27 protein-coding genes are annotated in these 24712 nt (G+C 69.0%); 12 read left to right on the top strand and 15 right to left on the bottom strand.

The window, feature by feature from the left end; genetic code table 11:
* Positions 1 to 133 precede the first annotated feature (133 nt).
* Complete coding sequence (locus tag MBA17_RS09325) at positions 134 to 790, bottom strand: TetR/AcrR family transcriptional regulator (protein WP_238495900.1); 657 nt, start codon at positions 788 to 790, stop codon at positions 134 to 136.
* 154 nt (positions 791 to 944) lie between these two features.
* Between MBA17_RS09325 and MBA17_RS09320 the strand changes: the two genes are divergently transcribed.
* Both MBA17_RS09320 and MBA17_RS09315 read left to right on the top strand, forming a co-directional pair.
* A complete protein-coding gene (locus MBA17_RS09320; protein ID WP_238495899.1) occupies positions 945 to 1241 on the top strand; it encodes a hypothetical protein in 297 nt (98 codons plus the stop codon).
* Positions 1242 to 1457: 216 nt separating this feature from the next.
* On the top strand, positions 1458 to 2153 hold the full coding sequence (locus tag MBA17_RS09315) for a YoaK family protein (RefSeq protein WP_238495898.1): 696 nt from the start codon (positions 1458 to 1460) through the stop codon (positions 2151 to 2153).
* A gap of 831 nt (positions 2154 to 2984) precedes the next feature.
* Here MBA17_RS09315 and MBA17_RS09310 read toward each other — a convergent pair.
* Positions 2985 to 3605, bottom strand: coding sequence for an SPFH domain-containing protein (locus tag MBA17_RS09310; RefSeq protein WP_238495897.1), 621 nt, complete (start codon positions 3603 to 3605; stop codon positions 2985 to 2987).
* 277 nt (positions 3606 to 3882) lie between these two features.
* On the opposite strand from MBA17_RS09310, the gene MBA17_RS09305 reads away from it, so the two are divergent.
* Together MBA17_RS09305 and MBA17_RS09300 are read left to right on the top strand one after the other, a co-directional pair.
* Positions 3883 to 4953, top strand: coding sequence for a HAMP domain-containing sensor histidine kinase (locus tag MBA17_RS09305; RefSeq protein ID WP_238495896.1), 1071 nt, complete (start codon positions 3883 to 3885; stop codon positions 4951 to 4953).
* Entirely contained in the window at positions 4865 to 5527 is a 663-nt protein-coding gene (locus MBA17_RS09300; RefSeq protein ID WP_238495895.1) for a response regulator, read from the top strand. Before MBA17_RS09305 ends, MBA17_RS09300 begins: the two co-directional genes overlap by 89 nt.
* Positions 5528 to 5679: 152 nt before the next feature.
* Here the strand turns inward: MBA17_RS09300 and MBA17_RS09295 are convergent, their stop codons facing one another.
* The 3 genes from MBA17_RS09295 to MBA17_RS09285 all read right to left on the bottom strand — a co-directional run bounded on the left by MBA17_RS09295 (position 5680) and on the right by MBA17_RS09285 (position 8185).
* Positions 5680 to 6966, bottom strand: a complete 1287-nt coding sequence (locus MBA17_RS09295; protein ID WP_238495894.1) for an ArsB/NhaD family transporter — start codon at positions 6964 to 6966, stop codon at positions 5680 to 5682.
* 260 nt (positions 6967 to 7226) lie between these two features.
* Complete coding sequence (locus tag MBA17_RS09290; protein ID WP_238495893.1) at positions 7227 to 7685, bottom strand: CBS domain-containing protein; 459 nt, start codon at positions 7683 to 7685, stop codon at positions 7227 to 7229.
* Positions 7686 to 7729: 44 nt separating this feature from the next.
* A complete protein-coding gene (locus MBA17_RS09285; protein ID WP_238495892.1) occupies positions 7730 to 8185 on the bottom strand; it encodes a hypothetical protein in 456 nt (151 codons plus the stop codon).
* Positions 8186 to 8355: 170 nt separating this feature from the next.
* Here MBA17_RS09285 and MBA17_RS49290 point away from each other — a divergent pair, with 170 nt between their 5' ends.
* Complete coding sequence (locus MBA17_RS49290) at positions 8356 to 8481, top strand: hypothetical protein (RefSeq protein WP_274385143.1); 126 nt, start codon at positions 8356 to 8358, stop codon at positions 8479 to 8481.
* 266 nt (positions 8482 to 8747) lie between these two features.
* A complete protein-coding gene (locus tag MBA17_RS09280; protein WP_238495891.1) occupies positions 8748 to 9134 on the top strand; it encodes an STAS domain-containing protein in 387 nt (128 codons plus the stop codon).
* Positions 9135 to 9290: 156 nt separating this feature from the next.
* On the opposite strand, the gene MBA17_RS09275 is transcribed toward MBA17_RS09280, so the two are convergent.
* Complete coding sequence (locus tag MBA17_RS09275) at positions 9291 to 9914, bottom strand: hypothetical protein (RefSeq protein ID WP_238495890.1); 624 nt, start codon at positions 9912 to 9914, stop codon at positions 9291 to 9293.
* A 287-nt stretch (positions 9915 to 10201) separates the two neighbouring features.
* Between MBA17_RS09275 and MBA17_RS09270 the strand changes: the two genes are divergently transcribed.
* Positions 10202 to 10810 (top strand): TetR/AcrR family transcriptional regulator, encoded by a 609-nt coding sequence (locus MBA17_RS09270; protein ID WP_238495889.1) that lies wholly within the window; start codon positions 10202 to 10204, stop codon positions 10808 to 10810.
* Positions 10811 to 11039: 229 nt separating this feature from the next.
* Here MBA17_RS09270 and MBA17_RS50325 read toward each other — a convergent pair whose 3' ends face one another.
* Positions 11040 to 12833: a bifunctional metallophosphatase/5'-nucleotidase gene (locus MBA17_RS50325; protein WP_238495888.1), complete on the bottom strand. Its 1794-nt coding sequence runs from the start codon at positions 12831 to 12833 to the stop codon at positions 11040 to 11042.
* 152 nt (positions 12834 to 12985) lie between these two features.
* Between MBA17_RS50325 and MBA17_RS09260 the strand changes: the two genes are divergently transcribed.
* Positions 12986 to 13225, top strand: a complete 240-nt coding sequence (locus tag MBA17_RS09260) for a hypothetical protein (protein ID WP_238495887.1) — start codon at positions 12986 to 12988, stop codon at positions 13223 to 13225.
* Positions 13226 to 13512: 287 nt separating this feature from the next.
* On the top strand, positions 13513 to 14310 hold the full coding sequence (locus MBA17_RS09255; protein WP_238495886.1) for an SDR family NAD(P)-dependent oxidoreductase: 798 nt from the start codon (positions 13513 to 13515) through the stop codon (positions 14308 to 14310).
* Between the two features lie 84 nt (positions 14311 to 14394).
* Here MBA17_RS09255 and MBA17_RS09250 read toward each other — a convergent pair whose 3' ends face one another.
* Positions 14395 to 14691: a hypothetical protein gene (locus tag MBA17_RS09250; protein WP_238495885.1), complete on the bottom strand. Its 297-nt coding sequence runs from the start codon at positions 14689 to 14691 to the stop codon at positions 14395 to 14397.
* Positions 14692 to 14849: 158 nt separating this feature from the next.
* Here MBA17_RS09250 and MBA17_RS09245 point away from each other — a divergent pair, with 158 nt between their 5' ends.
* A complete protein-coding gene (locus tag MBA17_RS09245) occupies positions 14850 to 16820 on the top strand; it encodes a CehA/McbA family metallohydrolase (RefSeq protein WP_238495884.1) in 1971 nt (656 codons plus the stop codon).
* 191 nt (positions 16821 to 17011) lie between these two features.
* On the opposite strand, the gene MBA17_RS09240 is transcribed toward MBA17_RS09245, so the two are convergent.
* On the bottom strand, positions 17012 to 18238 hold the full coding sequence (locus MBA17_RS09240; RefSeq protein WP_238495883.1) for an MFS transporter: 1227 nt from the start codon (positions 18236 to 18238) through the stop codon (positions 17012 to 17014).
* A 31-nt stretch (positions 18239 to 18269) separates the two neighbouring features.
* Here MBA17_RS09240 and MBA17_RS09235 point away from each other — a divergent pair, with 31 nt between their 5' ends.
* Positions 18270 to 19328, top strand: coding sequence for a LacI family DNA-binding transcriptional regulator (locus MBA17_RS09235; protein WP_274385142.1), 1059 nt, complete (start codon positions 18270 to 18272; stop codon positions 19326 to 19328).
* Positions 19329 to 19429: 101 nt separating this feature from the next.
* Here MBA17_RS09235 and MBA17_RS09230 read toward each other — a convergent pair whose 3' ends face one another.
* The 3 genes from MBA17_RS09230 to MBA17_RS09220 form a co-directional block, all read right to left on the bottom strand.
* Entirely contained in the window at positions 19430 to 19837 is a 408-nt protein-coding gene (locus MBA17_RS09230; RefSeq protein ID WP_238495881.1) for a nuclear transport factor 2 family protein, read from the bottom strand.
* A gap of 145 nt (positions 19838 to 19982) precedes the next feature.
* Positions 19983 to 20462, bottom strand: a complete 480-nt coding sequence (locus MBA17_RS09225) for a nucleoside deaminase (RefSeq protein ID WP_238495880.1) — start codon at positions 20460 to 20462, stop codon at positions 19983 to 19985.
* A gap of 156 nt (positions 20463 to 20618) precedes the next feature.
* On the bottom strand, positions 20619 to 21488 hold the full coding sequence (locus MBA17_RS09220) for an aminotransferase class IV family protein (RefSeq protein WP_238495879.1): 870 nt from the start codon (positions 21486 to 21488) through the stop codon (positions 20619 to 20621).
* A 187-nt stretch (positions 21489 to 21675) separates the two neighbouring features.
* On the opposite strand from MBA17_RS09220, the gene MBA17_RS09215 reads away from it, so the two are divergent.
* Positions 21676 to 22125 carry a MarR family winged helix-turn-helix transcriptional regulator gene (locus MBA17_RS09215; RefSeq protein ID WP_238495878.1) on the top strand — a complete coding sequence of 150 codons (450 nt, stop codon included), beginning with the start codon at positions 21676 to 21678 and terminating at the stop codon, positions 22123 to 22125.
* A 207-nt stretch (positions 22126 to 22332) separates the two neighbouring features.
* Here the strand turns inward: MBA17_RS09215 and MBA17_RS09210 are convergent, their stop codons facing one another.
* From MBA17_RS09210 to MBA17_RS09200, 3 genes are all read right to left on the bottom strand, one after another.
* Entirely contained in the window at positions 22333 to 22920 is a 588-nt protein-coding gene (locus MBA17_RS09210) for a TetR/AcrR family transcriptional regulator (protein WP_238495905.1), read from the bottom strand.
* 336 nt (positions 22921 to 23256) lie between these two features.
* Positions 23257 to 23964: a B3/B4 domain-containing protein gene (locus MBA17_RS09205; protein WP_238495877.1), complete on the bottom strand. Its 708-nt coding sequence runs from the start codon at positions 23962 to 23964 to the stop codon at positions 23257 to 23259.
* Between the two features lie 38 nt (positions 23965 to 24002).
* Entirely contained in the window at positions 24003 to 24650 is a 648-nt protein-coding gene (locus MBA17_RS09200; RefSeq protein ID WP_238495876.1) for an FMN-binding negative transcriptional regulator, read from the bottom strand.
* Positions 24651 to 24712: the final 62 nt, after the last annotated feature.

Here is a 24712-nt window from a genome sequence, read left to right as displayed (position 1 = left end):
GGGGGGGGGGGGGGCGCCCCCCGGGGCCGCGGGCGGGCCCCCCCCCCCCCCCCCCCCCACCCCCGTGTCCCGGCTAAGGCCGTGGATGGGCTGCTGGCGCAAGACCGGAATGCCCCGTACGTGGATGGTTACGTTAAACCATCCCCGCAGGCGGGCCCGGGCGCTCGGGCGATGCGGTGGGCAGGTCGAAGGCGCGGCCGAGCATCTGGTGCATATGGGCGCGGAAGCGGCGCAACGCCCGCTCATCCTCGATCCCGCGCCGCTGCCCTGTACCATCGAGGACCCCGCTCAGCGCGAATCCCTGCACGCACCAGATCATCGCGTACGTGCTGAACAGCGCGTCCGCGTCGGCCGGCTTGGAGACCGTGGCGATGCTGTCGACGACGAGCTGCGTGAGCTGCTGGGCGTTGCGCACCTCCAGGTCGGCGATGTCGCTGGCGTCGGACAACCACCGATGCCCCCACAATTGCGGAATCTCCGGATGCTCGGCGCACACGTCGATGTACGCGTCGATGAACCGGTGCAGGGCCGGCTCCTTCCCCCCCGGCGGGGCGTCCCGCAGTTCCTCGGCCCACGCCACGGTGGCGGCCTTGAGGAGTCGGGAGGCCTGCTCCATGACCGCCAGGTAGAGCTTGCGCTTGCTCGGGAAATGCGTAGTCAGAGTGGGCGTGCCCACCCCGGCCGCCGCGCCGATCTGCTCGATGGAGGTTCCGTCGTAGCCGAGCGCGGCGAACATCCTGGTCGCCGTCCGCAGGATCAGCTCCCGCTCGCCGTCTTCTGGGAAGTCCATGGACGTACCCTAGGCCGGGGCTGAGGACCGGCCAATCAGGTGATCGACAAGTATGGGCAAAACTAGGTCTCGGCAGGCCGAACCGAGGCCGGCGGCGGCCGAACTGATCGAGTATTTGACCTGCGCTCTGAATGCTGCGTGCCGCAGACAGCGCATGGGGCTTCCCCAGCGCGAGGACGAACTCGCCGCCCTGCTCCTCCCCGAACAGGCCCGCGCCCTGTGGTTCCTGCAGAACCCGCCCCGCACCACCGGCTTGGAGGGCGGCGGGATCCTCCACCGGCCCGACATCGACTACATCAGCTTCGAGATCGCCTGCACGGCGACACCCGAAACGGCGAGCTGTCGCGGCGGCAACACCTCGGGGCGCGCATCACCGCCGTTGTCCACCGCGTCGACGGCCGGCCCCTGCCCTCCCCCACACGCCAGGCCGCTTCCGTCGCGACGCTGGTGACGATCACCGTGAAACTCGCCGCGACCGGCCAATGCACCCCCGCCAGCGGGGAAAGACCCGATGGAAGCCGCCACCAACGAAGCTTCCCGAGAGGGGTCGCTCGCGGCCTCGCCAAGGAGCCACAATGAGAGCCAGCCCGCGACCCCGCCGCGAAGGCCGCACGATCGCCGACCGGCCATCGCACCGCCGAGATCGTGCGCGCGTCGCGGAGGGCTGGTGAAGGGCGGGTTGCGGTGGGTCGCCGACGGGTTGTTCCCCCACGGCGCGAACCGGCACGGTGTCCTGCCCGCGCTGCTGATCCCGCTGGCCCTCGTGACCGGTCTCGTGGACGCCGTGAGTTACCTCGGCCTGAATCGCGTCTTCGTCGCCAACATGACCGGCAACATCGTCTTCCTCGGTTTCGCCCTGGCTGGGGACACCGAGTTGTCGAAATGGGCGTCGCCGCTGGCCCTCGCCTCCTTCGCGGCCGGCGCGTGGAGCGCCGGTCGCGTGACCAGGCGGATGAGGGAAGCGCGGCGGGCGTTCGCCGCCGCTACTGCCGCACACGCGCTCCTCGTCACGGCCGCCCTTGTCGTGGCCCTGGTGGAGGGAACCCACGAGACGGGGGCGCAGGCGGCGCTCATCGGTCTGCTCGGTTGCGGCATGGGTCTGCAGAACGCATCCGTGCGCGCGCTGGCGGTGCCTGATCTGACCACCAACGTTCTCACCACCACCCTCACCGGCCTGGCCGCCGACGCCGCAGGGCGGGCGGCCTTTCGCCGGTCCGTCTCCGTCGTGGCGATGTTTCTCGGCGCGCTGACCGGCGCCGCGCTGTACCTGACCGTCGGCCCGGCGCTCGCAGTTGCGGCGGCCCTGGTCCTGCTCGTGAGCGTCGCCCTCGCGGCCCACCGGCACAGCCGGCGCGCAATCTGAGCCACTTGTTCGGCGCGGCTCCTCGATGTCCTTGTCCCGATCGCTCATCGGCAGCAGTCGCAGAGCGGCGAAGGCGTTCGTGACGGTCAGGCAGGCCGGGCGTCGCGCCCGCCTGCCTCGATCACCGCGCGCCGGTCACCTCCGCCTACTACCCCGCGAACGAGCGGTTGCAGGTGTTCTTCGTCGGCAACGACGATCGAGCGTGGATGCTGTGGAAGGACCGCGACAGCGCGGTCCGCGGCGAGGATTTTCCACCGGATCGGACACTGATTTTCGACTTTCCTCCGCCAGGCAGCAAATTCGGTGCGGGCTTTTCCAGCGTCCCGGGTGTTCAGGGCCAAGCACGCGTTCCATCACCGGCAACAGCGAGGCCAACTGGTCACGTGCCGCAACCGCATCCCGGCTTCCCCCCATCCAGTCCCTCATCGGTACAGGTCAGGCAAATCGGCTCGAAGTTTTCCCAAGGCATATTGAGGACTCTTCGAGCTGACACGTACCGTCGAATCCGGACTAGCTCGCTCTGTGCGCCAATGATCCGCGCCGACATGGCGGGTCGGATACGGATATTCGATTATTCATGGCCCGCGATCGCGCTGGAGCGGTCGATGGACGTGCTGGCCGGGCGGCTGGGGATGGACCCTGCGGTGCTGCGGCGGGCCTCCCACTCCTCCAGGCGCCCGACCGGCAGCGCCCGCGAGGGCAGCCCCCCCTTCATGGCCGCGGCAAGTCCGGCAAGCTCAGGCCCGCCATCTATGGACGGTGGGCGCACCAGGCCGTCCACGCTCCCCGCCTCTCCCCCGCAGCCAGGCCCTACCTTGGAGAGAAGGTCTCCTATCCACGCGGATGTCTCTCCTGCTGTGGCAGGCGTGCCCGGTCTTCGGCCCAGGCCAGCAGCCCGCCCTTGAGCGGGATCTGGATGTCGGTGATGTCGAGAAGGGTCACCTGAACCCCCCACCGGCCGGTCGCGTCGCTGATCCGAGTGGCTGTCTGCGTACGGCTGCGGCTGTCCAGTGCGGGCAGATCCGCCAGATCCAAATGGGCGATCTGCTGCCGTAGCGCGCCTTCGGCGGCGATCGTGGTCGTCGTCAGCGGCTCGTCCGAGGTCATCGCGTAGCGGACCGGATCGGCCACGGCGGCCACCGCGGTGGCCTTGATCCGCACCGTCACGCTGTCACGGGTGATCGCCTCGACGTACAGGTCCAGAAACACCAGCCGCAGCGATACCCGCACGTCCCGCTCCAGTCCCGGCCACACGACGACCAGCCCAGGGCCTCGCACGCCGGCCAGGCGTCCGAGCCTGCGCACCACCAGCCGTTCGTCCTCGCCGACGACGCGCAGAGACCGGACGATGATCGCGACCACGGGCAGAGCGGCCAGCAGGATCCACCCCACAGACTCTGCCAGGGCATGCACCTGCGGGATGGAGGTCGTGTGAGCGCTGATCGCGACCATGGTCCCTCCCTCTCCCCAGGTCGTTGTCACCCCTGCCCGGCGCTCCCGGGGCCGGGCCAGGCTTCCCCGTCTGGTCAGACTGCCTGTTCGCACGGCATGACGCCATCGGGTGCGCCACCCATTTACGCAGGTGAGAACCCTGTAGATGGCCGCAGGTGGGGCCATGAGCGGGCATGGTGCGATTGGGGTGTGTTCCTGATGGACAGACGCCGGGGGCGTTGGCGAGGCTGGAGGTATGACCGGGTCGGCAAGCAGGCGCCCGCAGGCGCCATCGTCCGTGCGCCGGGGTTCGCATTCTCCGGTCTCGGCGCTGTTCTGGCGGCTCTTTGTGATCAACGGGCTGGTGTTCGCCGCCGGGCTGACCGTGCTGGCGCTGTCGCCGGCCACGGTGTCCTCACCGGTCCTGCTCACCGAGTTGCTCATCCTGGCGGTGGGGCTGGCGGTGATGCTCACCGCCAACGCGCTGCTGCTGCGCAGCAGCCTGGCGCCGCTCGGCGCGCTGACCACGCTCATGCAAAGGGTCGACCTGCTGCGCTCCAGCGATCGCATCACTCACCGCGGTAACGGCGACCTGGGAACGCTGATCGCGACGTTCAACGCCATGCTGGACCGGCTGGAGGCCGAGCGCAGCGCCAGTACCGCGCACGCCCTGGCCGCCCAGGAGGGCGAGCGGCAGCGCATCGCGCGTGAGCTGCACGATGAGATCGGCCAAAGTCTGACGGTGGTGCTGCTCGGCCTCAAACGCACCACCGACCGCGCCCCGCAGGACCTGCGTGAGGACCTGCACACCGTCACCGAGACCGTGCGCGCCAGCTTGGACGAAGTGCGGCAGGTGGCCCGCCGGCTGCGGCCCGGCGTGCTGGAGGATCTGGGTCTGATCGCCGCGATGAACGCCCTGGCCAGCGACTTCTCGCACGTCAGCGGCGTGCCGGTCACCAGGGTGCTGGACTCGCCGCTGCCCGAGCTGAGCGGCGAGACCGAACTGGTGATCTACCGCATCGCGCAAGAAGGCCTGACCAACATCGCCCGGCACGCCCACGCCTTCCATGTGGAGCTGTCACTACGCGCGCGCGACGAGGCCGTGGTGCTGAGCATTGCCGACGACGGCACCAGCGGGCCGATCCGCGAGGGCGCCGGCATTCGCGGCATGCGCGAACGCGCCCTGCTCATCGGCGCCCGCCTTGACATCGACAGCACGCCGTCGGCGGGCACCCGGGTGCGCCTGACCGTCCCCGTCGCCCACGGAGAAAGTGATCACCATGGATCAGCAGCCCACCCGGATCCTGCTCGCCGACGATCACGCGTTGGTGCGCCACGGGCTGCGGATGATCCTGGAGGCCGAGCCTGATCTGACGGTGGTGGCAGAGGCGGGTGACGGCGCCGAGGCGATCGAGGTGGCCACCCGCTCCGGCACCGACGTCGATCTGGCCATCTTGGACATCGCCATGCCGCGGATGACGGGCATCCAGGCGGCCCGGGAGATCTCCCGGCGCGCGCCCGGCATCCGGCTGTTGATGCTGTCCATGTACGACAACGAGCAGTACTTGTTCGAATCGCTGAAGGCGGGCGCCTGCGGGTACGTGCTCAAGTCGGTGGCCGACCGGGACCTGCTGGAGGCCTGCCGGGCGGCGATGCGCGGCGAGCCGTTCCTCTACCCTGGGGCGATCACCTCCCTCATCCGCGACTACCTGCAACGCCACCAGCGCGGCGAACCGATTCCCGACGCCGTCCTGACCCCGCGAGAGGAGGAGATCGTCAAACTCATCGCCGAAGGCCACTCCTCCAAACAGATCGCCGACCTGCTCGTCATCAGCGTCAAGACCGTGGAGCGGCACCGCGCCAACATCCTGGCCAAACTCGGCCTGCGCGATCGGCTGGAGTTGACGCGCCACGCCATCCGCGCCGGCCTGATCGAACCATGACTCCGTCTCACCGCAGACGCCCGCCGCGCCGGCCCGGTGCCGCCGATCTCAACGAGTGCAGTTCCCAGACCACACAGCAGCAGCAATGAGGGGAATGGACCTCAATCCATTCGCTGGCCCGCCGGACCTTCGGCGGGTGGTCCGCAGGCGCGTCAGATGAAGTAGCGCAACCAGATGTACACCCACGCCATGAACGTGCTCAGCACGGTGACGAGGATGCCGTACTTGGTGAACTGCCAGAAGCTGATGTCGTGGCCGGTGCGCGCGGCGATGCCGATGGCGACCACGTTGGCGCTGGCCGCCACCGCGGTGCCGTTGCCGCCGAAGTCGGCGCCCAGGGCGAAGGCCCACCACAGGGCCTGCCCGGTCTGCGGATCCGGGGTCTGGGCGACCATGCCCTCCACGACGGGCGCCATCGTGGCGACGTAGGGGATGTTGTCGAAGAAGGCGCCCAGCGCGCTGGAGCCGAACAACAGCGTTGTGGCCGCGAGGAAGTGGTTGTCGCCGAACGCGGCCACCGTCCAGGCTCCGATCGTCGAGATGACGCCGGTGTGCACCAGCCCGGCGACCATGACGAACAGACCCATGAAGAAGACCAGGGTGGGCCACTCGACCTCGCGCAAGACGTCCGAGACGTCTGCGCGGGACACCAGCAGCATCACCCCGGCGCCCACCAGGGCGACGATCGACGGTTCGATGTGCATCACGGCGTGCAGCCCGAACCCGGCGATGACGCCGCCGAGCACGATCAAGCACCGCGTGAGCAGCCGAGGGTCGGTGATGGCCCGCCGTTCCTGCAGCGCCATCACCGCGGCTACGTGCTCCTCGTTGTACACGAACGCGTTGCGGAACAGCACCCGGGTGAACAGCACGAAGCCGATGAAGACGACCACCACGATGGGTGCCATGTGGAGGAGGAAGTCGTTGAAGGTCAGCCCGGCGCGGCTGCCGATGATGATGTTGGGCGGGTCACCGATGAGCGTCGCCGCGCCACCGATGTTGGAGGCGAGGACCTCGGCGATGAGGTATGGCTGCGCGGGAATGCGCAGCCGGTTGCAGACCACCACGGTGACGGGGGCGACGAGCATGATCGTGGTGACGTTGTCGAGGAATGGTGAGGCGATGGCGGTGATGGCCATCAGCATCACCATGAGCCGGTACGGCTCGCCCTTCGACCTTTTGGCCGCCCAGATCGCCAGGTAGTCGAAGACCCCCGTCTGCTTGATGACACCGACGATGATCATCATGCCGAACAGCAGGAAGATGACGTTCCAGTCGATGCCCTCGTGCTCGGAGAAGAATACCCGGGAACCGGGGAGCAAGCCCAGGACGGCCATCGCCCCCGCGGCGATGAGCACCACCTTGACCTTGTTCGCCTTCTCAGTGGCGATGAGGAAGAACCCCACCGAGAAGATCATGAGGGCAATGACCGCACTCATCGGTCCTGCCCCGGCGGTCCGGCCCGGACCGTGGCGCCGGCCAGGGTGAGGCTCACGGCAAGCAGGGCGGTGCTCGGCGGTGGAACACGTCCTGACGGTGTCGATACGCAAAGGCGGTACACGGAAACGACCTCCGAACGATGGGCGCCTGATGAGCCACTGCGGCGTCACGCACGGGGGAAGGTTGATCGGCGGCGCCTGCCCGGTGACTGCCCGGCAGCCGACGATGCGATGGGGCCGGTACCGCTCGCCGGGCCTGGTCAGTCGCCGAGGCCGGACAGCGCCAGGTTGGTGAGCAGCCGCTCCAGGGTGATCGCGCCGACCAACGCGCCGTCGCGGTCGACGACCGCCACCAGCGGGCTGCGCAGCCTGGCCATGAGGGCGGCCACCTCGAGCAGGGTCGCGTCGAGCTGCACCGTCACCGGCTTCGCCGGCTGGCGCGGCAGACAGTCGCCCACCGTCAGGTCGCCCAACTCCTCCCAGAACAGGTCAGCGTGCGCCTCGTCGATCGTTCGGGCGAGCGCCGGGTCCTCCCGGTAGGCCCCGGGGACCGCCAGGCACAGCACCTGAGTGCCCGGGAGCACCGTCCAGGGACGCGCCTGGTCGTCCACCACGATCAGGCCGGGCAACCGGCCAAGCGCCATGACCCGTACGGCCTTCGCGACCGGGTCGCCGACGGTCACCGTCGGCAGCGTCACGGCGATATCGCGCGCTTGCATGGCACCATCCCGTTCAGCGGGGCGATGAGTCGTCCTCTGTCCGGTCACGGCGCATGCCCGGTGATCTGAGCGAAGCGGCGCTCCAGGACGACGCGCCGATCGGTAGTGGACCGGCTGCGCCGGATCTCGAGAACCTGGCCGACCTCATCCTGCTCCACAACGGAACTCCGCAGCGGCACATCGAGGCCGGCCGGTGCGTAGAGGAGGCGGCGACCGGCATCGGCCACCAGCAGGCCGGCACCCTGTCCAGCCCGGGAGAGGCCGTGATGCGCCGTGCCGGGCACGGCGGCATGGGTGATTTTCATGTTCGGATGCCTCCTCAGGCCGCGGTGAACCGGGAACACGAGCCGTGCTTTCGGTGTCGTCCGCCGTATCCGCTCGCCGAGGCGGCCGCATGGCCACGACCAGCCCTGCCGCGACGACCCAGAAGGGGACATCGTGACGGCCGGCCGTACCTGCGACAGGAGGTACGCCGACGGGTCGGCGGCGATCACGACCATCACGTCCTCCCTGGATACGGCGCCTGTAGCCCCAGTCTCGACGGTGCCGCCGACCTGCCACCATCGGGTCCAGCACCCATTTAGGGAGGGGGACGACGTGTAGGTCCTCAGCCCTGAACAAGCGGTGTTACCCCAGGTGAACCTCTGGCTTCGGGCCCAGCCTGCCCAAAGTGCCACCCGGCGACGGACTCAGCGGCGCGGGCATCGCCGTCAGCGCGATCATGCGGTGGATCGATATCCGGCACCAGCGTCGCGTCTTTTCTTCATCCATTCCTGAAAGCCTGCTGCCGGGCTGACCGAAACCTCGCGTAGCGCCGCCGCAAAACGTCAGAAGCACGGCCTCCGCCGGCGGGCCTCCGTCAATCGATGCGCCCGCGTCCTGGATCTTGTCGTGGTCCTGTGCCGGGTGGTCCCATGAGGCAAGGAACCGTCCCATGGACAGCGCCATCAGGTGGCGTTGACCTGCTGCGATGCGCGGTCTCGCCCCGGATATCCAGGCCACCGGTGTTTCCTTGCCCGTTTCGTGGGGGAAACCGTACAGAAGTGATAGGAAGTGGTACCAGTGAGACTCGATACGTTCCAGCTTCTGGAAGCGGCTGAGGAAGGCGCGCTGGTCCTGCGACCGAGCGGGGATCTCGACTACCACTCCGCGCTCCCCCTGCGCGCGTGGGTGGAAGCCAATCTGAAGAGTCCGCTGCCCACGGTGCTGGTCGACCTGTCAGATGTGGCGTTCATCGACTCGGGCGGCCTCGGCGCTCTCATCGGGATGTGGAAACGGTTCACCGGCCTCGAACACACAGTGCTGTTCATCAGCCCGTCACCACAACTCGCACGCCTGCTGACGATTACCGGCCTGTCCGGGCGACTACCCGTCTACGATACGGCCCAGGAAGCGTTCGCCTCGATTCGTTACCGGCCGCCGGACGCCAGCCCTTTGGTGCATCACTGACATCATTCCCTGGCGTGGAGGGCAAAGAAAGAGAGAGACCCGCCCTCGAAGTCCGTATTTCCGTGCCGCCTTCCCCATCCATGCCGGCCTTGGCCTGTGACCGTCACGAGAATGAGTCGGCCACCTGAACCATGTACGGCGAGACCATGATTGCCGTCAATTAACAAATGGTGCCCCGCTTTTCTGGTCAGGGCCGCTCGGCCTCCCATCGGGGATAGAGGCGTTTCCCTTCGCGGCGCGGCCGAGACGGAAGGCCGAGATGAGAAAGAAGATGCCGCCGGGGATGGCGTAGCCGGCCACGTTGATCAGCGTCGGGCTGTCAGCGGAGGCGCCAACGATGAACGACGCACCGGCGAGTACGGAGATGCCGCCGCTGATGATCATCGGCCACTGGCCGCCCATCTTGCGGCGAGTGACACCCACGATCAGCTGGACCAGCCCGGCCACGACCGCCCAGGCGCCCCACACGCGCAGCACCGCCGGGATACCGGACGCGCAGGCGATGGCCACGCCGATGGCGGTGATCAGACTGACCGCGATGTTCACGTACAGCAGGGCAGGTGATCCGGTGGTGCGCGACGCGCGGGCGTCGATGATGGCGGCGGCCACGTCGAACAGCGGGTAGAGCACGAGCAGAGTGACTGCGAACGGACCCAGTTTCGAGGCGGTCGTGAACATCACGAGGGCCCAGACGATGGCGAACGCGAACCGGACGAAGTACAGCCGCCGCAATGCGGACGCGGTCTCGGAAATACCGGGCGAAGCAGCGATAGTGCTCACGATGATCCTTTCAGTGGATGAGTGACGAGGAGAGCGGTTCAGCGCGTCCCGCGGTCGGCCTTCTCGATCAGGTGGGCGACCAGCGATGGCCTGATCCTGCCTGCTGACCAGGCACCAGGACGGGATGGTCTGCCGCCTCGCTCGTGCCGACGGATGGCGCTGCGCGACGCCCCTGGTGCGTACGTGCACAAGAGAAATCGCTAGACCGAACGTTCTGTCTCGGCACAGCATGGCAACCCGCAACGCAGACTGTCAAGACCGAACGTTCTATCCCCTAGGATGGCGGTATGCCCAGCCAATCCGAAGGCCGGCCGTCCGAAGCGCGGTCTCGGCTGCTCAACACGGCCACCCGGCTTTTCTACGCGGAGGGCATCCACGCCGTCGGCATCGATCGCATCGTCGCCGAAGCGCAGGTGACGCGGGCCACCCTCTACCGGCACTTCCCCGGCAAGGAAGACCTTGTCCTCGCCTATCTGAACGAGGTCGACCGAGCCATGCGGGGTCAGGCGGACGAGGCCGTCGCCGCCGGACTACCGGCCGCCGACACCATCGGGGCCCTCAGCACGTCCATCGCCCAGGGCATCCAGTCTCCCGGCTTCCGGGGATGTGCCTTCCTCAACGCTGCCGCCGAGTATCCCGACCCCGAGTCCCCGGTGCGCAAGGCCGTGCTCGCCCACCGCCAATGGTTCCTGAAAACCGTCACGGAACTGCTGGCCAAGATCCAGGAGACCGGCGCCGAGCCCGCCGCCCGCCACTTCGTGATGATGCGCGACGGCGCCATGGCCGCCGGCTGCCTGTTCGACCCGGTGCTGATCTGCGAGACCTTCCTGCGCGGAGTCGAGAGGCTCCTGCAGGTTTATGCCGCCACCGACTACAGCGGGCCGGCGGGCGCCTGAAGCCGCGGGCCTACGCTCAGGAATGAAGCGGTCGAGCCCCTGCCGGCCGGATCCCACTGGAGTGGATCTCACCACGAGGGGACCGCGGGCGAACCCGCGGTCCCCGGGGTTGAAGAACGAGCTGACAGCCGTTGGTCACTCCCGAAGTCCGGGCCGTCGTCGCCCAAGCCCGCGCCCAAGCCCGCGCCAAAGGCGTGGCCTTGGGCGCGATCAAGCGTCTGAGTCGGGCTCAGGGGGTGGTCAGGGCGGCGGCGCGATCCAGGGCGGGCGGGGAAACGGGGCCCTTGGCGAAGTAGGCGCGGAATGCCTCGTAGTCCCGGCTGCCGCGGACCGCGTCGGTGTAGCCGGCGAAGGCGGTGTAGCCGTCGGAGCCGAGCAGCGTGTAGGCGAGGGCGGCCAGGCGGTAGGTGGCGCCAGGGTCGAGGGGCTTGCCGTCTATGAGCACGTTCTCGGGCGCGATCCGGTCGCCAACCGGCTTGCTCGTGTCATAGGAGAAGCGGATATTGCTCGATACGGCCAGTGGGGCGAACCGGACGGTCCCGTTCGGCTGCGTCTGCCACTGCTGCTCCAGCGCCTGCTCGATCTGGCTGCCCTTCACGCTCACTGTGACCACTGGGTTGGCATAGCCCCAGGCGTTCCACGCCTCGCCGAACAGCACCGCGCCGTCGCTGTCCGCCGCGTCGGCACCCTTGGCGAAGCGCAGGTCGCCGCGCAGGGAGTTGGAGCCCTTCACCGGGGCCACCGCCACCATGGCCAGGTCGGCGTCGGCGCTGTCGGCGCGCTCGGCGTCGGCGATCAGGTTGCCGAGCGTGCTCTCGCCGTCGGCGTCGCGCGTCCTGGTCAGGTCGTCGGTGATCGTGCCGACCTGGCGGGCCGAGATGCGCTTCTCCGCCGCCACCCAGTGGTCCACCAGCTTGACCATCGCGGGGTCCGGGGTCACGTCCCTGGTGACGGGATGGTTCGTGGAGACCGTCGCCTCCCTGATCACCTCCCGGGTGCCGCGGTCGATCTTCAAATTGAGCTCGTTGATCAGCTTGCCGTGGAAGGCGGCCTCGACGACCGGGCGCGGGTTGCCCTCCGGGTCGGGGATCGCGCAGTTGAACGGCGCGTGCCAGTGCCCCGTCACGATCGCGTCGATCTCGGCCGAGGCCTGTCGGGCGAAGTCGATCACAGGGCCGGTGGGGTCGGCGTTGCACCGGTCGTAGACGTCGCCGGCCGTACCGCCCTCGTGGACGTTCGCCACGATCGCCTCGACGCCGCGGCGCTTGAGCTCGGCCACATACTTGTCGGCCGTCTCCACCAGCGGCAGGTTGTCCAGCGACGGCTGGAACGACGTCGAGCCCTCCACCGTCGTCGTGGTCGTCAGGTTGATGAACCCGACCGGCACGCCTTGGAAGTACTTGATCACATAAGGCTTGAGCGCCGGCCGCGTGCTGCCCTTGCGGGTGACGTTGGCCGCCGAGAAGTCGAACTTCGCGCCCCTGAAACGGCGCCCGTCGGAATCGGGGAAGCAACTGTCCAGGCCGCGCGTGCCGAAACAGATGCCCTTGCCCATGTGGTCGCGCAGGAACTCCAGCGAGATGTCCAGCTCATGGTTGCCCACCGCGGAGAACTCGACACCGATCTTGTTCAGGAACTCGATCGTCGGCTCGTCGGCCAGTCTGGCCACCTCCGGCGGCCAGCCGCTGAAACTGTCTCCTGTGGTGAAGGTGACGGTGTTGCGCCGGCCCTGACGCAAGTTCATGAGATGAGCCGAGATGTACGGCGCGCCGCCCACCACGATGCTGTTGCCCTGGGCGTCCTTGATGGTGCCGTTGGCGGCGTCGGTGTGGGGGCGGATGTAGCCGTGGAAGTCGGTGATGGACAGCAGCTGTACGTCAACGGCGTCACGGTGACGGCCTGCGGTCTGCGCGCCATCCGGCTGTGCGGGGGTCGGCTCGGCCGTGGCCTGGGCGACCGCCTGGGTGCCGCCGAGAACGGCGATAGCCGCGGCGACGACCGCGCCGCGAAGGGGGAATCGCACGCAATGCTCCTATTGTCGGTAATTGCGAGTCAGATCCTTCGCGTTACGCCCGTCCACCAGGTGAAGCCACTCCAAAGCCCCGGCAAACGATCGCCCACGCTTCCCTGCCGCCTGGGCGGGGGGCAACGGGCCCTTGCAGGCGTTCGGCCGGGATGCAGGGCGCGCAGCAGCTTGGTGACGTGGATGGCGTGCATGCGGGCCTTGGCGAATATGCGCCAGGTCGGGGTCGGTCGCCGGTCGCCGCGGCCGTGCTGCCTTCGCCCGCCATCAACCTCTTCATCGGCGCGACCGCCCCCGAAGGCGTCCCGCACGCCGCCCCGGACGACATCGCGCAGATCTACTGGGACCTCCACACCCGCCGCGACCGGCCCGAACACCTCGTCACCGCCTGACACGGCGCCCAGACGATGATCAAGAGGATCACGACCCTATGCCGGATGCATGGCGCTGACCTGCATGGGTAGCGAATTCCCCGAACGAAGCGACCCTTCTACCGGCCTGTGCGGCAGCGGGGTGGGACAGGCAGGGTCAAAGACATGGCCCGAAATGAGGATCTGAGCGAGTTTCTGCGCAGACGGTGCGCCGCCGTCGCCCTCGATTCGGCCGAGGTGCCCGAGCGTGGCACGTACCGGCGGGTGCCGGAGCTGCGACGGGAGGAAATCGCCCAAAGGAGTACACCATGAGCACTGCCTCTTCCCGTCGCCCACTGGCGCTGGTGACCGGCGCCTCGTCCGGGATCGGCTACGAACTGGCCCTGCTGTTCGCCCGCAACGGCTACGACCTTGTGGCCACCGGCCGCAGTGACAAGATCCATAGCGTGATGGCCGACTTCGAACAGCACGGCGCCCACGTTGTCGCGGTCCAGGCCGACCTCGCCGATTACGAGGGAGTGGAGGACGTCTGGCAGGCAGCCGAAGGGACCGGCCGGCCGGTGGAGGCGGCCGTCCTGAACGCCGGTCGCAGCCTGGGCGGAGCCTTCCTCGACACCGACCTCGACGAAGAACTCAGCATCCTGTCGCTCAACGTCACCTCCGTCGTCCACCTGGCCAAGCGCGTGGCCCGCCACATGGCCGACCGTCGCCGCGGCCGCATCCTGATCACCTCATCGATCTCCGCCACGACGCCCACTCCCTACGAGACCGTCTACGGCCCTTCGCGGGCCTTCACCTTCATGTTCGCTGAGACCCTCCGCCACGAACTCAAGGACCACGGCGTCAGCGTCACCGCCCTCCTGCCCGGCGCCACCGACAGCGAATTCCACTCCCGCGCTGGCATGGACAACACAGCGCTCGGCCCCGAAGCCAAGAAGAACAGCCGTGCCGAAGTCGCACGGCAGGGCTTCGACGCCCTCATGGCGGGCAAGGATCACGTCGTCGGAGGCGACCGCGCCACCAAACGCAGCGTCCTGATCAACCGTATGCTTTCCGAACCCGTCAAGGCCGCCCGCCAGGCACGCTTCACCAAGCCCCACGACTAGAGCCATCCATCCGGCTCGGTGTCTCGCACATGGGAGGTCCGCCGCAGGACTGGCCGGCAGCGGACCGATTGGCCAAGGTCGGGCTCAGACCCCGGCGCGGGAGGGCATCCTGGTGGCTTCGCGGCGGTAGCCGTCCATGCTCTCCTCCTCCTCGGAGCGCACCTCGGCGCGCGTCTCCTCGATCCGTAGCGCCACCCCCATGGCGAAGAACGTGGGCGCCCACTGCCCCACGAAGATCCCCCACCGGTCGGCCCGGTCGATTCCCGCGTTCTCCCCGGTCCTGGAAACCATCCAGGCTGCGGCCGACAACCCGATGGAGGCGACCCCCGCCATGTACATCAGATTCGATCGCACGCCCATCTTGTGAAGCATTTTGATCATTTCGTTCCCCCCTGAACGATTCACTCGATTTCGTACCCCGTCACTCTGTGTGCAACCCGGGACGCCGCCAAGGGGGAGGCAGGAGCGTGTGAAAAGCTCGAAGCATGTGTTGCGAGGAGACCGAGACCCTGGGTTTGCCCCCTGAGGTGATCGAGTCGTTGGCCCACTATCGGCGGCTCCGCGACGAGCGCGGGTGGGACTGGGGCGACGACCAGATCGATCTCTTCAAATGGATTCGTTTCTCACTCTTCGGGCCGATCTACGATGCCTTCGCGGCCACCGGAAACTGGCCGAAGGCCGTCCGCGCGGTGATCGGCGACGACGTCCCGGCGGGCATCGTCATGGTCCGGGTGGACGAGGGCGGGACACCGCGCGCCGACGTCGGCCCCGCCAGGACCGCGATCGCGGGCCACGGGATCGACATCGACGTCGTCATCGAGTCGGAGCTGGACACCGCCGTCTCCCTCACCGTCGCCGGCGCCGAGGTACGTGTGCCACCGCGCGGCGCCCAGGTCGAGACGGTCCGGCTCGACGGCGCCGCCCCCGTGTTCACGATTACCCACGGTGACCAGAGCATCAGCGTCGAGGGCGCGATCCAGACCTCGCCCGGGGCCCGGCTCCAGCTGTCCTCACCCCGCTGCGCGCGCTGGTCGGTCACCGACCCCAGTGGCGGGGCCTGGTTCCCCGAAGGCGTGCCGGCGAAGTGGGACGCCCACCACCGGCCCTTCTTCCACGGCCACGACCTGACGCTCGCGGTGCCGGCCGGGCCGTTGAACGTCGCGTGCACCCGTGGCATCGAGTTCGAGCGGGCCGAGATGGACGTGCGTCCCGACGCGGGTGAGACGCACGTCGTGCGGTGCGACCCCGCCAGGGTCCACGACCCCGCCGCCGACGGCTGGTACGGCGGTGACCTGCACGTCCACATGAACTACAGCGGCGACCTCGTCTGCACCCCGGCCGACGCCGCCCGGATGCAGCTCGGTGAAGGGCTGCACCTGGTCAACCTGGTGGCCGCGAACAGCCAGACCTCGCTCATCTACGACCGGGAGATGCTCGAAGGGTTCGCCGGCGTCGACCTGCCGTGGTCGACCGGCGAGGCGGTGGCCCAGATGGGCGTGGAGTACCGCAACGATCTGCTGGGACACGTGCACGCCCTGGGCCCGAGCGCACCCCCGACCCGGTACCACACCGGCCACGAACGCTCCGACCACCCGCATGACTGGCCGCCGAACAGCGTCGCATGCCAGGAACTCCGCGGACTGGGCGCCACGGTCGGTTACGCCCATCCCGCGTTCACCGAGTTCCCCGCCGACGGTTCCACCGGCCGCTTCTTCACGAGCCCGCGCTCGGTGGAGGCCCGTGAGCTGGTCGCGGACGCCGCGCTTGGGCTGGTCGACTCCGTCGATCTCATCTCTCCCTTCGACGACGAGGGCGCGGTGTTCCTCTACCATCGCCTGCTGTCGTGCGGGCTCCGTCTCGCCGCCACCGCCGGCACCGACACCTTCCTGTCGTTCTCGCGCCTGGACACGGCGTCCAACCCGCCGGGCTGGGGTCGCGTCTACGCCCATCTGGACGATCAGCCACTGTCGGTGGCGGCGTTCAAGGAGGCGATCCGCGGTGGCCGGACGACCGTCACCAACGGGCCGTGGCTCACGCTGGAGGTGAACGGGCAGGGGCCCGGCGCCGTCCTCGATCTGGCGGCGGGCGAGCAACTCGACATCCGCGCACGTTTGCAGGGGCCGGGCGCCGACCACCTGACGGTCACCGGGCCGGACGGGGTCATCGCCGAGCTCCACGCGGTGTCGGAGTTGCGCTTCTCGACGGAGCTGCGGAACGGCCCGACCTGGATCGCGGCCGTGGCACGCGGCCCGGGACACCCCAACACGCTCGACCAGTCGGTGCTGGCCCACACCTCACCGGTGTACGTCGACGTCGCCGGCCGGCGCGTCGCCCGTACGGCTGACGCCCGCTGGTGCCTGGACTTCCTCGACACACTGGAGGAGTTCGTGGCCCGGCACGGCCGTTTCGATCCGGCCACCCGTACCGCCGACCTCGCCGACCACCACGCGGTCCTGGAGCAGGCCCGCGACTTCTACCGCTCGGTGGTGGCGGCGCCCAGGGGGGGGTGACGAGGCGTTTCCACCGCGAACTGCTGACCATCGCCGAAGAGCTGCGCAGGCCGACATCCAACTGGAGCCGCTGACCGGCCGGCAAGAAAAGGGCCGCCCCCCTTCGCCGGCCGGCGTCTACCGGGTCCCAGCCGATGGTGTCTCCGAGCCCGCCGTCGGCTCCGGTGACGATCGCAGCGTGTCCGGGCCGGTCAGGTGCGGATCGAGTACGGCGTGTCGTCGAGGGAGCGGACGGTCCCTGCTCGCTTGAGTGCCGACAGTGCCGGGATCGTTGCCAGGAGCACGGCGGTCAGGGCAGCGATGCCGAGAAACGCCTTCTGCACCCCGGTGGCGTCAGCGAGCAGGCCGAAACATGCCGGGCCGGCGAGGTAGCCGAGATAGGCGACCGTGGAGATGGCGGACGTGGCTCGTCCCCGTGACTCGTCGGGGACGGGTCGAAGCCCGTAGGACAGCAGAGTGGGAAAGAGCGCCGAGGTGCCTACGGCGGCAGCGATGATGCCCACCAGCGCGAGCGGCAGCGTGGATGCGAACGCCGTTATGACGCCTCCGGTCGTGGCGATCATGCTTGCCGCGACCAGCGTGGCGATCGGGCGGCGTAACGTGATCGTGGCGGTGGTGAGACGGGTCAGTGCGGCCGTGGTGGCGAACGCGGCCGGCGCGACGGCGGCCAGCGCCGGCGAGGCGGTGAACGCGTCGGTCAGCAGGACGGCAGCCCAGGTCTGGTAGGCGTTCTCCGACGCGAATGCCAGCGCGCCGATCGCACCGATCGCGAGCAGGGCGATCCGCCAGGACACGCGACCGGCGTGCGTCGGCGCATCCCGGCTCCCTGGTGCGACAGCGTCCCGAGCGGGGGCCGAGCGCGTCGCGGCGACGACGGCCAGACCGAGAGCCACGACGACTGCGGCGGCCACGGCGAAGGCCACCAGCAGGCTGTCCGTCATTGCGACAAGCGCGCCGGTGCCCAGGCTTGAGACCGCGACCGTGGCGGAGAACGCCGCGTGCGAACGGGCCACGACGGGGCGTCCAGTCCACTTTTCGACCGTCGCCGCCAGCGTGTTGATCGCCACATCAGCCGCTCCCGAACTGGCTCCCACCGCGAGGAAACCGACGCACAACGCGGCATAGCTCACCGAGGCGACGGAGAGCACGACGCCCATGACGCCCAGCAGTGCGAGCAGTACTCCGGCGACCCGCAGCCCGAGCGCGTCGACGAGCCGCCCGGTCAGCAGCATGGTGGGCAGAGCTCCGGCGCCCACGAGGAGCAGTGCGACGCCGAACTGCGCATCGCTCACACCGGCTTGGGCTCGCAGCAGGGGAAGGGTGGCACCCCATACCCCCCAGAAGGCACCGAATCCCGCGAAGCCGAGGAATGGTGCCGCACGGAACACTCCGGCCGGGCGAGCGATCACAGTCGACATATGTGTAACGTTACACAAATAGGATGGTCCTATGCCGACTAACCGCAGACGCGTGACGCTGAAGGATGTGGCGGCTCGTGCGGGGGTGTCACCCATGACCGCCTCCTACGCCTTCAACCGGCCTGCCCGGGTCGCGGCTGCCACTCGCGATCGCGTGCACCGCGCGGCCAGCGAGCTGGGGTACCGCCCCGATGCCGTGGGCCGGGCGCTGAAATCCGGTCGAACGCAACAGATCGGGGTGGTCTTCAGCGAGCACCTCACATACGCCTTCGACGATCCCCAAGCGGCACAGTTCCTGGCCGGGGTCGCAGAGGTCTGCGTCGAGGAAGGCCGGGGCCTCACGTTCATCCCCACGCGGGGCGACACCGCCGATGCCGGTCGTGTGCTGTCCGCGGCGGTCGACGGCTTCGTGTTGTGGACCACCGCAGAGGATGATCCGGTGCTGGCGGCAGTCGACGGCGACCCCCGCCCCGCTGTCATCCAGGGCGGTCCACCCCGCCAGGGGATCGCGTGTGTCACCCAGGACGACTACCGGGCCGCCCTCGCGGTCGCCTCCCAGGGACTCCGCGAAGGCCGGACACCCGTAGTGATCTCATTCCCCCTCGATCGCAACCGCGAGCACATGTCGACGATCGGCGCCCATCTGCCGCCACGCGCACCGTTTCCCGTCACCGACGCCCGTCTGCGTGGCTACCGCACCGCCATCGAACAGGCCGGGCTCAGCTGGACGAGTACACCGATCGCTGTCGTGGCTCGCAACACTCAGCGAGACGGCGTCGCGGCAGCGCGAGAACTCGCACCCCAGCTCTCCCCCAATGCGCTCATCATCGCCATGAGCGACGAACTCGCCCTGGGAGCTCACCAGGCCCTTCGGGAGACTCACCCGGAGGCTGCCTACCTCGGTTGGGATGCATCACCAGCCGGCCAACGGCTCGGCATCACGTCCGTCACGAACCCTCTACGAGACCAAGGTCGCCGCTGCGCGCAGGTAGCACTCGACTCCGGCCAACCGAACAACCAAGAGATCCCGTGGACCATTGCACCCGGATCCGCGCCCGCGGCCGGCGCCTCGGCCTCCCACGGGCGATGACCCCAGAGCAGGTCCGCCACGCCGTGACCCGCCGACACCTCATTCTGCCGCTGCCCTGGTCGCACAGGGCCAACCGCCGTAGGGCCGTCGTCAGAGTCCGCTCAGATCGCCCGCTCCGGCGCGAAGTAGTCGCGCAGCAGGGCGATCTTCCCGTCGCGGAGCCGGAAGATCTGCACCAGCGACATGGTCGTGTCCTCCCCGCGCCCGTCGAACACGGTGTCGATCTCGGCGACGAACACGTCGGGGTCGGCGGTGACGTGCAGGACGTACCTGGACTTCTCCACGACCACCTGGCGATCGTCGCCCGTCGCGCACTCGTAGTAGGCGGCCATTCCCCTGCGGATCTCCTCCCGCCCTTCCATCCGCCTCGCCAGGGGGTGTCCCGCCGGGACGAGCGGCGCCTCGAAGACGCCGTCCGCGGTGAACATCTCGGCCAGCGCCGCGGAGTCACGGGTCATGCTCCCGGCCCAGATGTAACGTTCGAAGATCTCCTGTGGGGTTGCGGGCACGTCGAACTCCTTTGTTCGGGGAGGGCCCAGAAAGTTACACCACCCGGTTCGTACACGTCACTACTTCAGGCGGCGAGGGTTGGCGCGGGTTCATCGCGAGCAACCCGAACGCTGCGGGCGGCCCGCTTCCGCATGACCGTCCGCCTCACGATGAGCCGTGGAAGCGGCGGTGCAGATCGCGCACCCGCTCCGCGAGGCCGGGGACCGGACCCTCGACCACGACGTACGGCGCGACCTCGCGGATCGGCAACGTCCGCACCGGCGGCGCGGGAACCCCCAGCTCGGCGAGCCACCCCGACAACTGCTCGGACGAGCTCACGTAGACGATGCGGCCCAGCCCGACCCACCCGTGCGCGGCGGCGCACATCGGGCAGTGCTCGCCCGAGGTGAAGACGGTCGCCGCCGCGCGTTCCGCCGGGGTCATGTTCGCCGCGGCCCACCGCGCCAGCTCGAACTCCGGGTGCCGGGTACGGTCACCCGCGGCCACGCGGTTGTGGTCCTCGGCGAGGACGGTCCCGTCCGCGCCGACGAGCACCGATCCGAACGGCTCGTCACCCTTCTCCAGGGCCTCGGCCGCAAGCTCCACACAGCGCCGCAAATGCCGCAGCTCACCCTCGTCCGACATCGACGGCCTCCGTACTCGACTCTCCGTGCATGCTAGAACGCCGCCGACCCCGGAGCGCCGACCGGGGCCGCGGATCGTGTCGCGAGACGGCGCCGACCCGTTCACGACGGACGGCGTGAGCCGGCGCGTTCAGGGTCTCGGCCTGCCGGGACCTTCTCACGGCGAGGTGAGCGGTTCGGCCTGGTAGGCCCGGTGAAGCAACTCCACGAACGACGGTGCGGCAGGCAAGGGCACGGAGCCGATGCGATGGACCGCGACCCCCGGCGTCCATGAGTTCATGACCACACCTCCGGCCAATGCGGGCAGATCGGCGAGCGTGATCTCCTGGACGCGCTGGGGGACGCCAAGGCGATCCAGCCGCCGGCGGACGATGCCCATCGTGGTCCCGGTCAGCATCTCGGCCACGGGCCACACCACCGCGGTGCCGTCCCAGAAGGCCAGATTCCAGATCGACGCCTCGCTGAGCCGACCTCGGCGGTCGACGAAGGCGGCGTCGTCGAAGCCTTGGTCGGTGGCCTGACGGAGGAAATACGTCTTGGCCACCTCGCCGACATGCTTCACGGCGGGGAGGACCCGTTCGTACTCCACCGTCGCCAGCGCCAGCGGGCCCTCCGGGCCGGACGCGGCCGGTCCGGTACGGATCAGCACCTCGGGCTCCACCTCGGCCCCGGCCACGGTGAACTCGCCCGCCGGAGAGTACATCGTGGCCGTCAGCGAGAGGTCGGCCGGACCGGCCTTCAGCGCCGCCCGCAGATAGGACCGCACGCGATCGTCGGGCAAGGCCCGGCCGAACAACTCCACCGAAGCGGACCTCAGCCGCTCCAGATGGAGATCGAGGCCCCGGACCTGGCCTCCACGCACCTGCATGGCGGTGAAATGGGCGTAGCCCGCGAAGGAGAGCGGCGCCAACTCCTCGGCGGTCGCCGCCCGGCCGTCACGCTGAACGACAAAAGAGACCCGGGACCCGGGCGCCCCCAAGGCGTCGTCCCCCGGCCGCTCCGCACTCGAAGTCAAGCTCGTTGACATGTGCCACCTCCGGCTGCGGGAAGGCGTTGACCGCCGGTGAACACGGCTATGGTCAAGTGCCCTCCCCGGTAGACTGATCTGAAGCATGCGCAATAAGCAGCGTCCGCGATAGTTGCATACGCGTCATGTTGCATGGGCAATAGTGCCCCATGCTGGGGGTTGTTCGCAAACGAGATGTGGTGTGCCCGTGGAGATCGATGACGACGCCGCCGAGGCCCGCGCGCAGGGCTGGCGCACGCTGGCCGCGCTGCACGCGCGGATCGAGGACGCGCTCGAACGGGCGCTGCAGCGTGAGCACGACCTGTCGGTGAGCGAGTACGGCGTGCTCGACGTGCTGTCCCGGCAGGACGGTTTCTACCTGCGGATGAACCAGCTGTCGGGAGCCGTGGTGCTGAGCCGGTCGGCCACCACCCGGCTGGTGACCCGACTCGAACAGCGCGGACTGCTGCAGCGGTACCTGTGTCCCGACGATCGCCGAGGCATCTACACCGAGCTCACCGCCGACGGCCGGGCCGCGCTGCGACGGGCGCGGCCAACCCACGACGACTCGCTGGCCCGCGCCCTGCGGCAGGTGGAGGAGCAGCCGGAACTCGCCCCCCTGGTCGCCGCGCTCGCCGCTCTCCCCCTCCGGGCTTAGTCACGGCGAACGGATCTCAAGCCTGTGCGGTGGGACGGACGACGATGTCACCCACGTCGACACCGTCCGGGTTGCTGGATGGCGAAGGCAATGGCGTTGGCCACCGCGGCCGGCGAGATCCCGATCCTGCCCATCGCGTCGAGGATCTGAGCCTTGACCTCGGGACATTCGGCACGACCTCCGGGAAGCCGTCCGGGCGAGGCGGCGTCAGGCCGAGCGCCCGGGACCGGGCAGGATGCGTTCGACCACGTCGGTGACCAGATCGTTGATCTGGTCTTCGGGAAAGATGTCGGGCAGGGTGAGGCGCTCCAGGATGAGCCAGTTCAGCGCCAGGTAGAGCAGGACCACGGTGGTCGCGTCGCCGGGCAGGCCGGACGCCATGTGGTTGCTGATGTTGGTGTCGACGTCGGCGCGGATGCGCTCGGTGAGCAGGCGGCGTAGTTCCGGACGGCGGGTGGCCTCCAGTCGCAGTTCGAGCAGCGCCAGGTATCCGGAGCGGAAGTGGCTGACACGGGCCACCAGCTCGTGCATGAGTTCGGTGACCCTGTCGCGATCGCGTGGACCCTCCAGCACGGCGGCCATCACGCCCGGCTCCGGCTCCAGCCGCTCATAGAAACGATGGCCCACCTGGGTGAGCAGGTCGTCGCGGTTGCTGAAGTAGTTGGAGGCCGTGCCGTTGGGCACCCGAGCCTCGACGTCGACGGCGCGGAAGGTCAGTCCACGCGCGCCGTCGCGGGCCAGGACCTCGATGGCCGCGTCGAGGAGCGCCGCCCGTCGTGCGGGGTTCTGTCGGATCACTGTCTCTCCTGGGTCGCCATTTATACCACTCTATATAGAGTACTACAAGTCAACTACTACCCTTGGAGTGATATGGAACGCGCGACCGCGCTCGCGGCTCGGAACGGCGGAGGCCGGACAGGTACTTCGGCGCTTCACCCGCGGCGGAGCAAGTCGAATCGACATCGGCCGGCGCGGGGTCAGCCGGGTCGTCATGGCCGATCCTGAGGGGCATGAGGTCTGTGCGTTGACCCCCCATAGCGTGACCAGACCCAGGCCCGGCGCAGGCGCTTTGACGTGCCCGCCTCCTCAGCCGGGCGAATATCGCTCCGATGCCGGTCAGGCCTCTGGGTCTCAGGTGGTGGCCTCGGGTTGTGCCGGGCTGAGGTAGTGGACGGCGGTCTGTTCGGTGTGCCCGGTGAGCAGGCTCTGGAGTTCCTCGGCGGCGGTTTTGAGGAGGTGGCCGTCGCGGGTGGCGTGGAGGGTTTCCAGGGCGAACGTGACGTGGGTGGAGTCCTCGGTGACGCGGGTGCGGTGGGCGTCGCGGTGGTTCCAGTGGCGGGTCAGGACACCGGCGCCGTCGGCGTAGATGATCTCGCCCGGCTTGGGGTTCTCGACGGTGTCGGGTTCGCCAAGCGGGGTGAAGGCCTCGGTACCGTCGGCGTGGCGAATGAGGACGTCGCCGGTGACGTGGTCGAGGTCGAAGGCGCCGGCGGGCAGACCGTGGCGGACGGAGACGGCGTTGTAGGAGTCGACGGCGGGGTTGATGCGCGGCAGGGTGCCCTTCTTGGCCAGGCGGCGGCCGAGCGCGTCGACGCTGGGCCGGATGCGGCGGGGGTTGGTGCCGAAGGATCGGTAGGCGGTGTGCCAGGCCTCGATGCGGGGGTCGGTCTCGTCGGCGGGCTGCCAGGCGCCGCCGGCGAGTTGCTGCTCCAGTTCCTCCAGGACGGCCAGGGTGTCGGGCCAGGGCTCGTGGCCGCGCAAGCCGGTGGCGGTGATCAGGGCGATGAGAGTGTCGGGGAAGGCGTCGGCGACAGCGTCGGCGAGGCGGAAGACGGTCATGGCAGGACTCCGTTTCGTGCGTGCGGGCTGGCAGGTGGTCAGGGTGTCCAGGGGCCGATGCGGTCGGTGCGCCGCCGCTGCTGGCGGGCGGTGGGCAGGTCGAGGCCCTGGGCGCGTTCGGCGAGGTGGTCGGCGACGGCGGCGCGGTGCTCGATGGGCTTGTGGTCGTCGTATTTGAACTTGGCCAGGACGTCGGTTACTTCCAGGCGCAGGCCGCGGATGCCGGGGAGCAACCGGCCGTAGGGAGGTTCGTCGACCACGACGGCGGCATGGTCGCCGTCGGGCTGAAAGTGGGCGAGCTGGCGGCGCAGCAGATCGGCTTTGGCCTCGGGGCCGTCGATGATGCTCGCGCGGCAGGTGAATTGGACGGCCGCGTAGTAGCTGGTGGGGACGCCATCGTTGGGCGGGGTGCCGGCCTTGGCGCGCCAGGGGCCGGGGATGAAGGCGTAGTCGCCGATCACGGTGAAGATCACGTTTGGGTCGTGTTCGATCGCCGCCCATACCGGGTTGGGCCGGGCGAGGTGGATGAGCAGGTCGCGTCCGTCGCAGGCGAAGTGGGTCGGCACGACCATGGGCGGGTGGCCGGGCAGGCCGTTGACGGCCAGCTGGCCGAAATCGTGGCCTTCGGCGATCCAGGCCTGCCATTCGGCTTCGTCCAGGCTCGCGTCCCACGGCTGAACCAGCATGCTGTGCCTCCTTGATCGGTTGGTCGAGTGGTCGGTCATTAGGCCGGTGGCGGCGTCCGGCA

Origin of the sequence: Dolomitihabitans soli (assembly GCF_022213955.1) — a bacterium.
GTDB classification, from domain to species: domain Bacteria; phylum Actinomycetota; class Actinomycetes; order Streptosporangiales; family Streptosporangiaceae; genus Streptosporangium_A; species Streptosporangium_A soli.
This window is presented reverse-complemented; position numbering and strand designations above follow the sequence as displayed.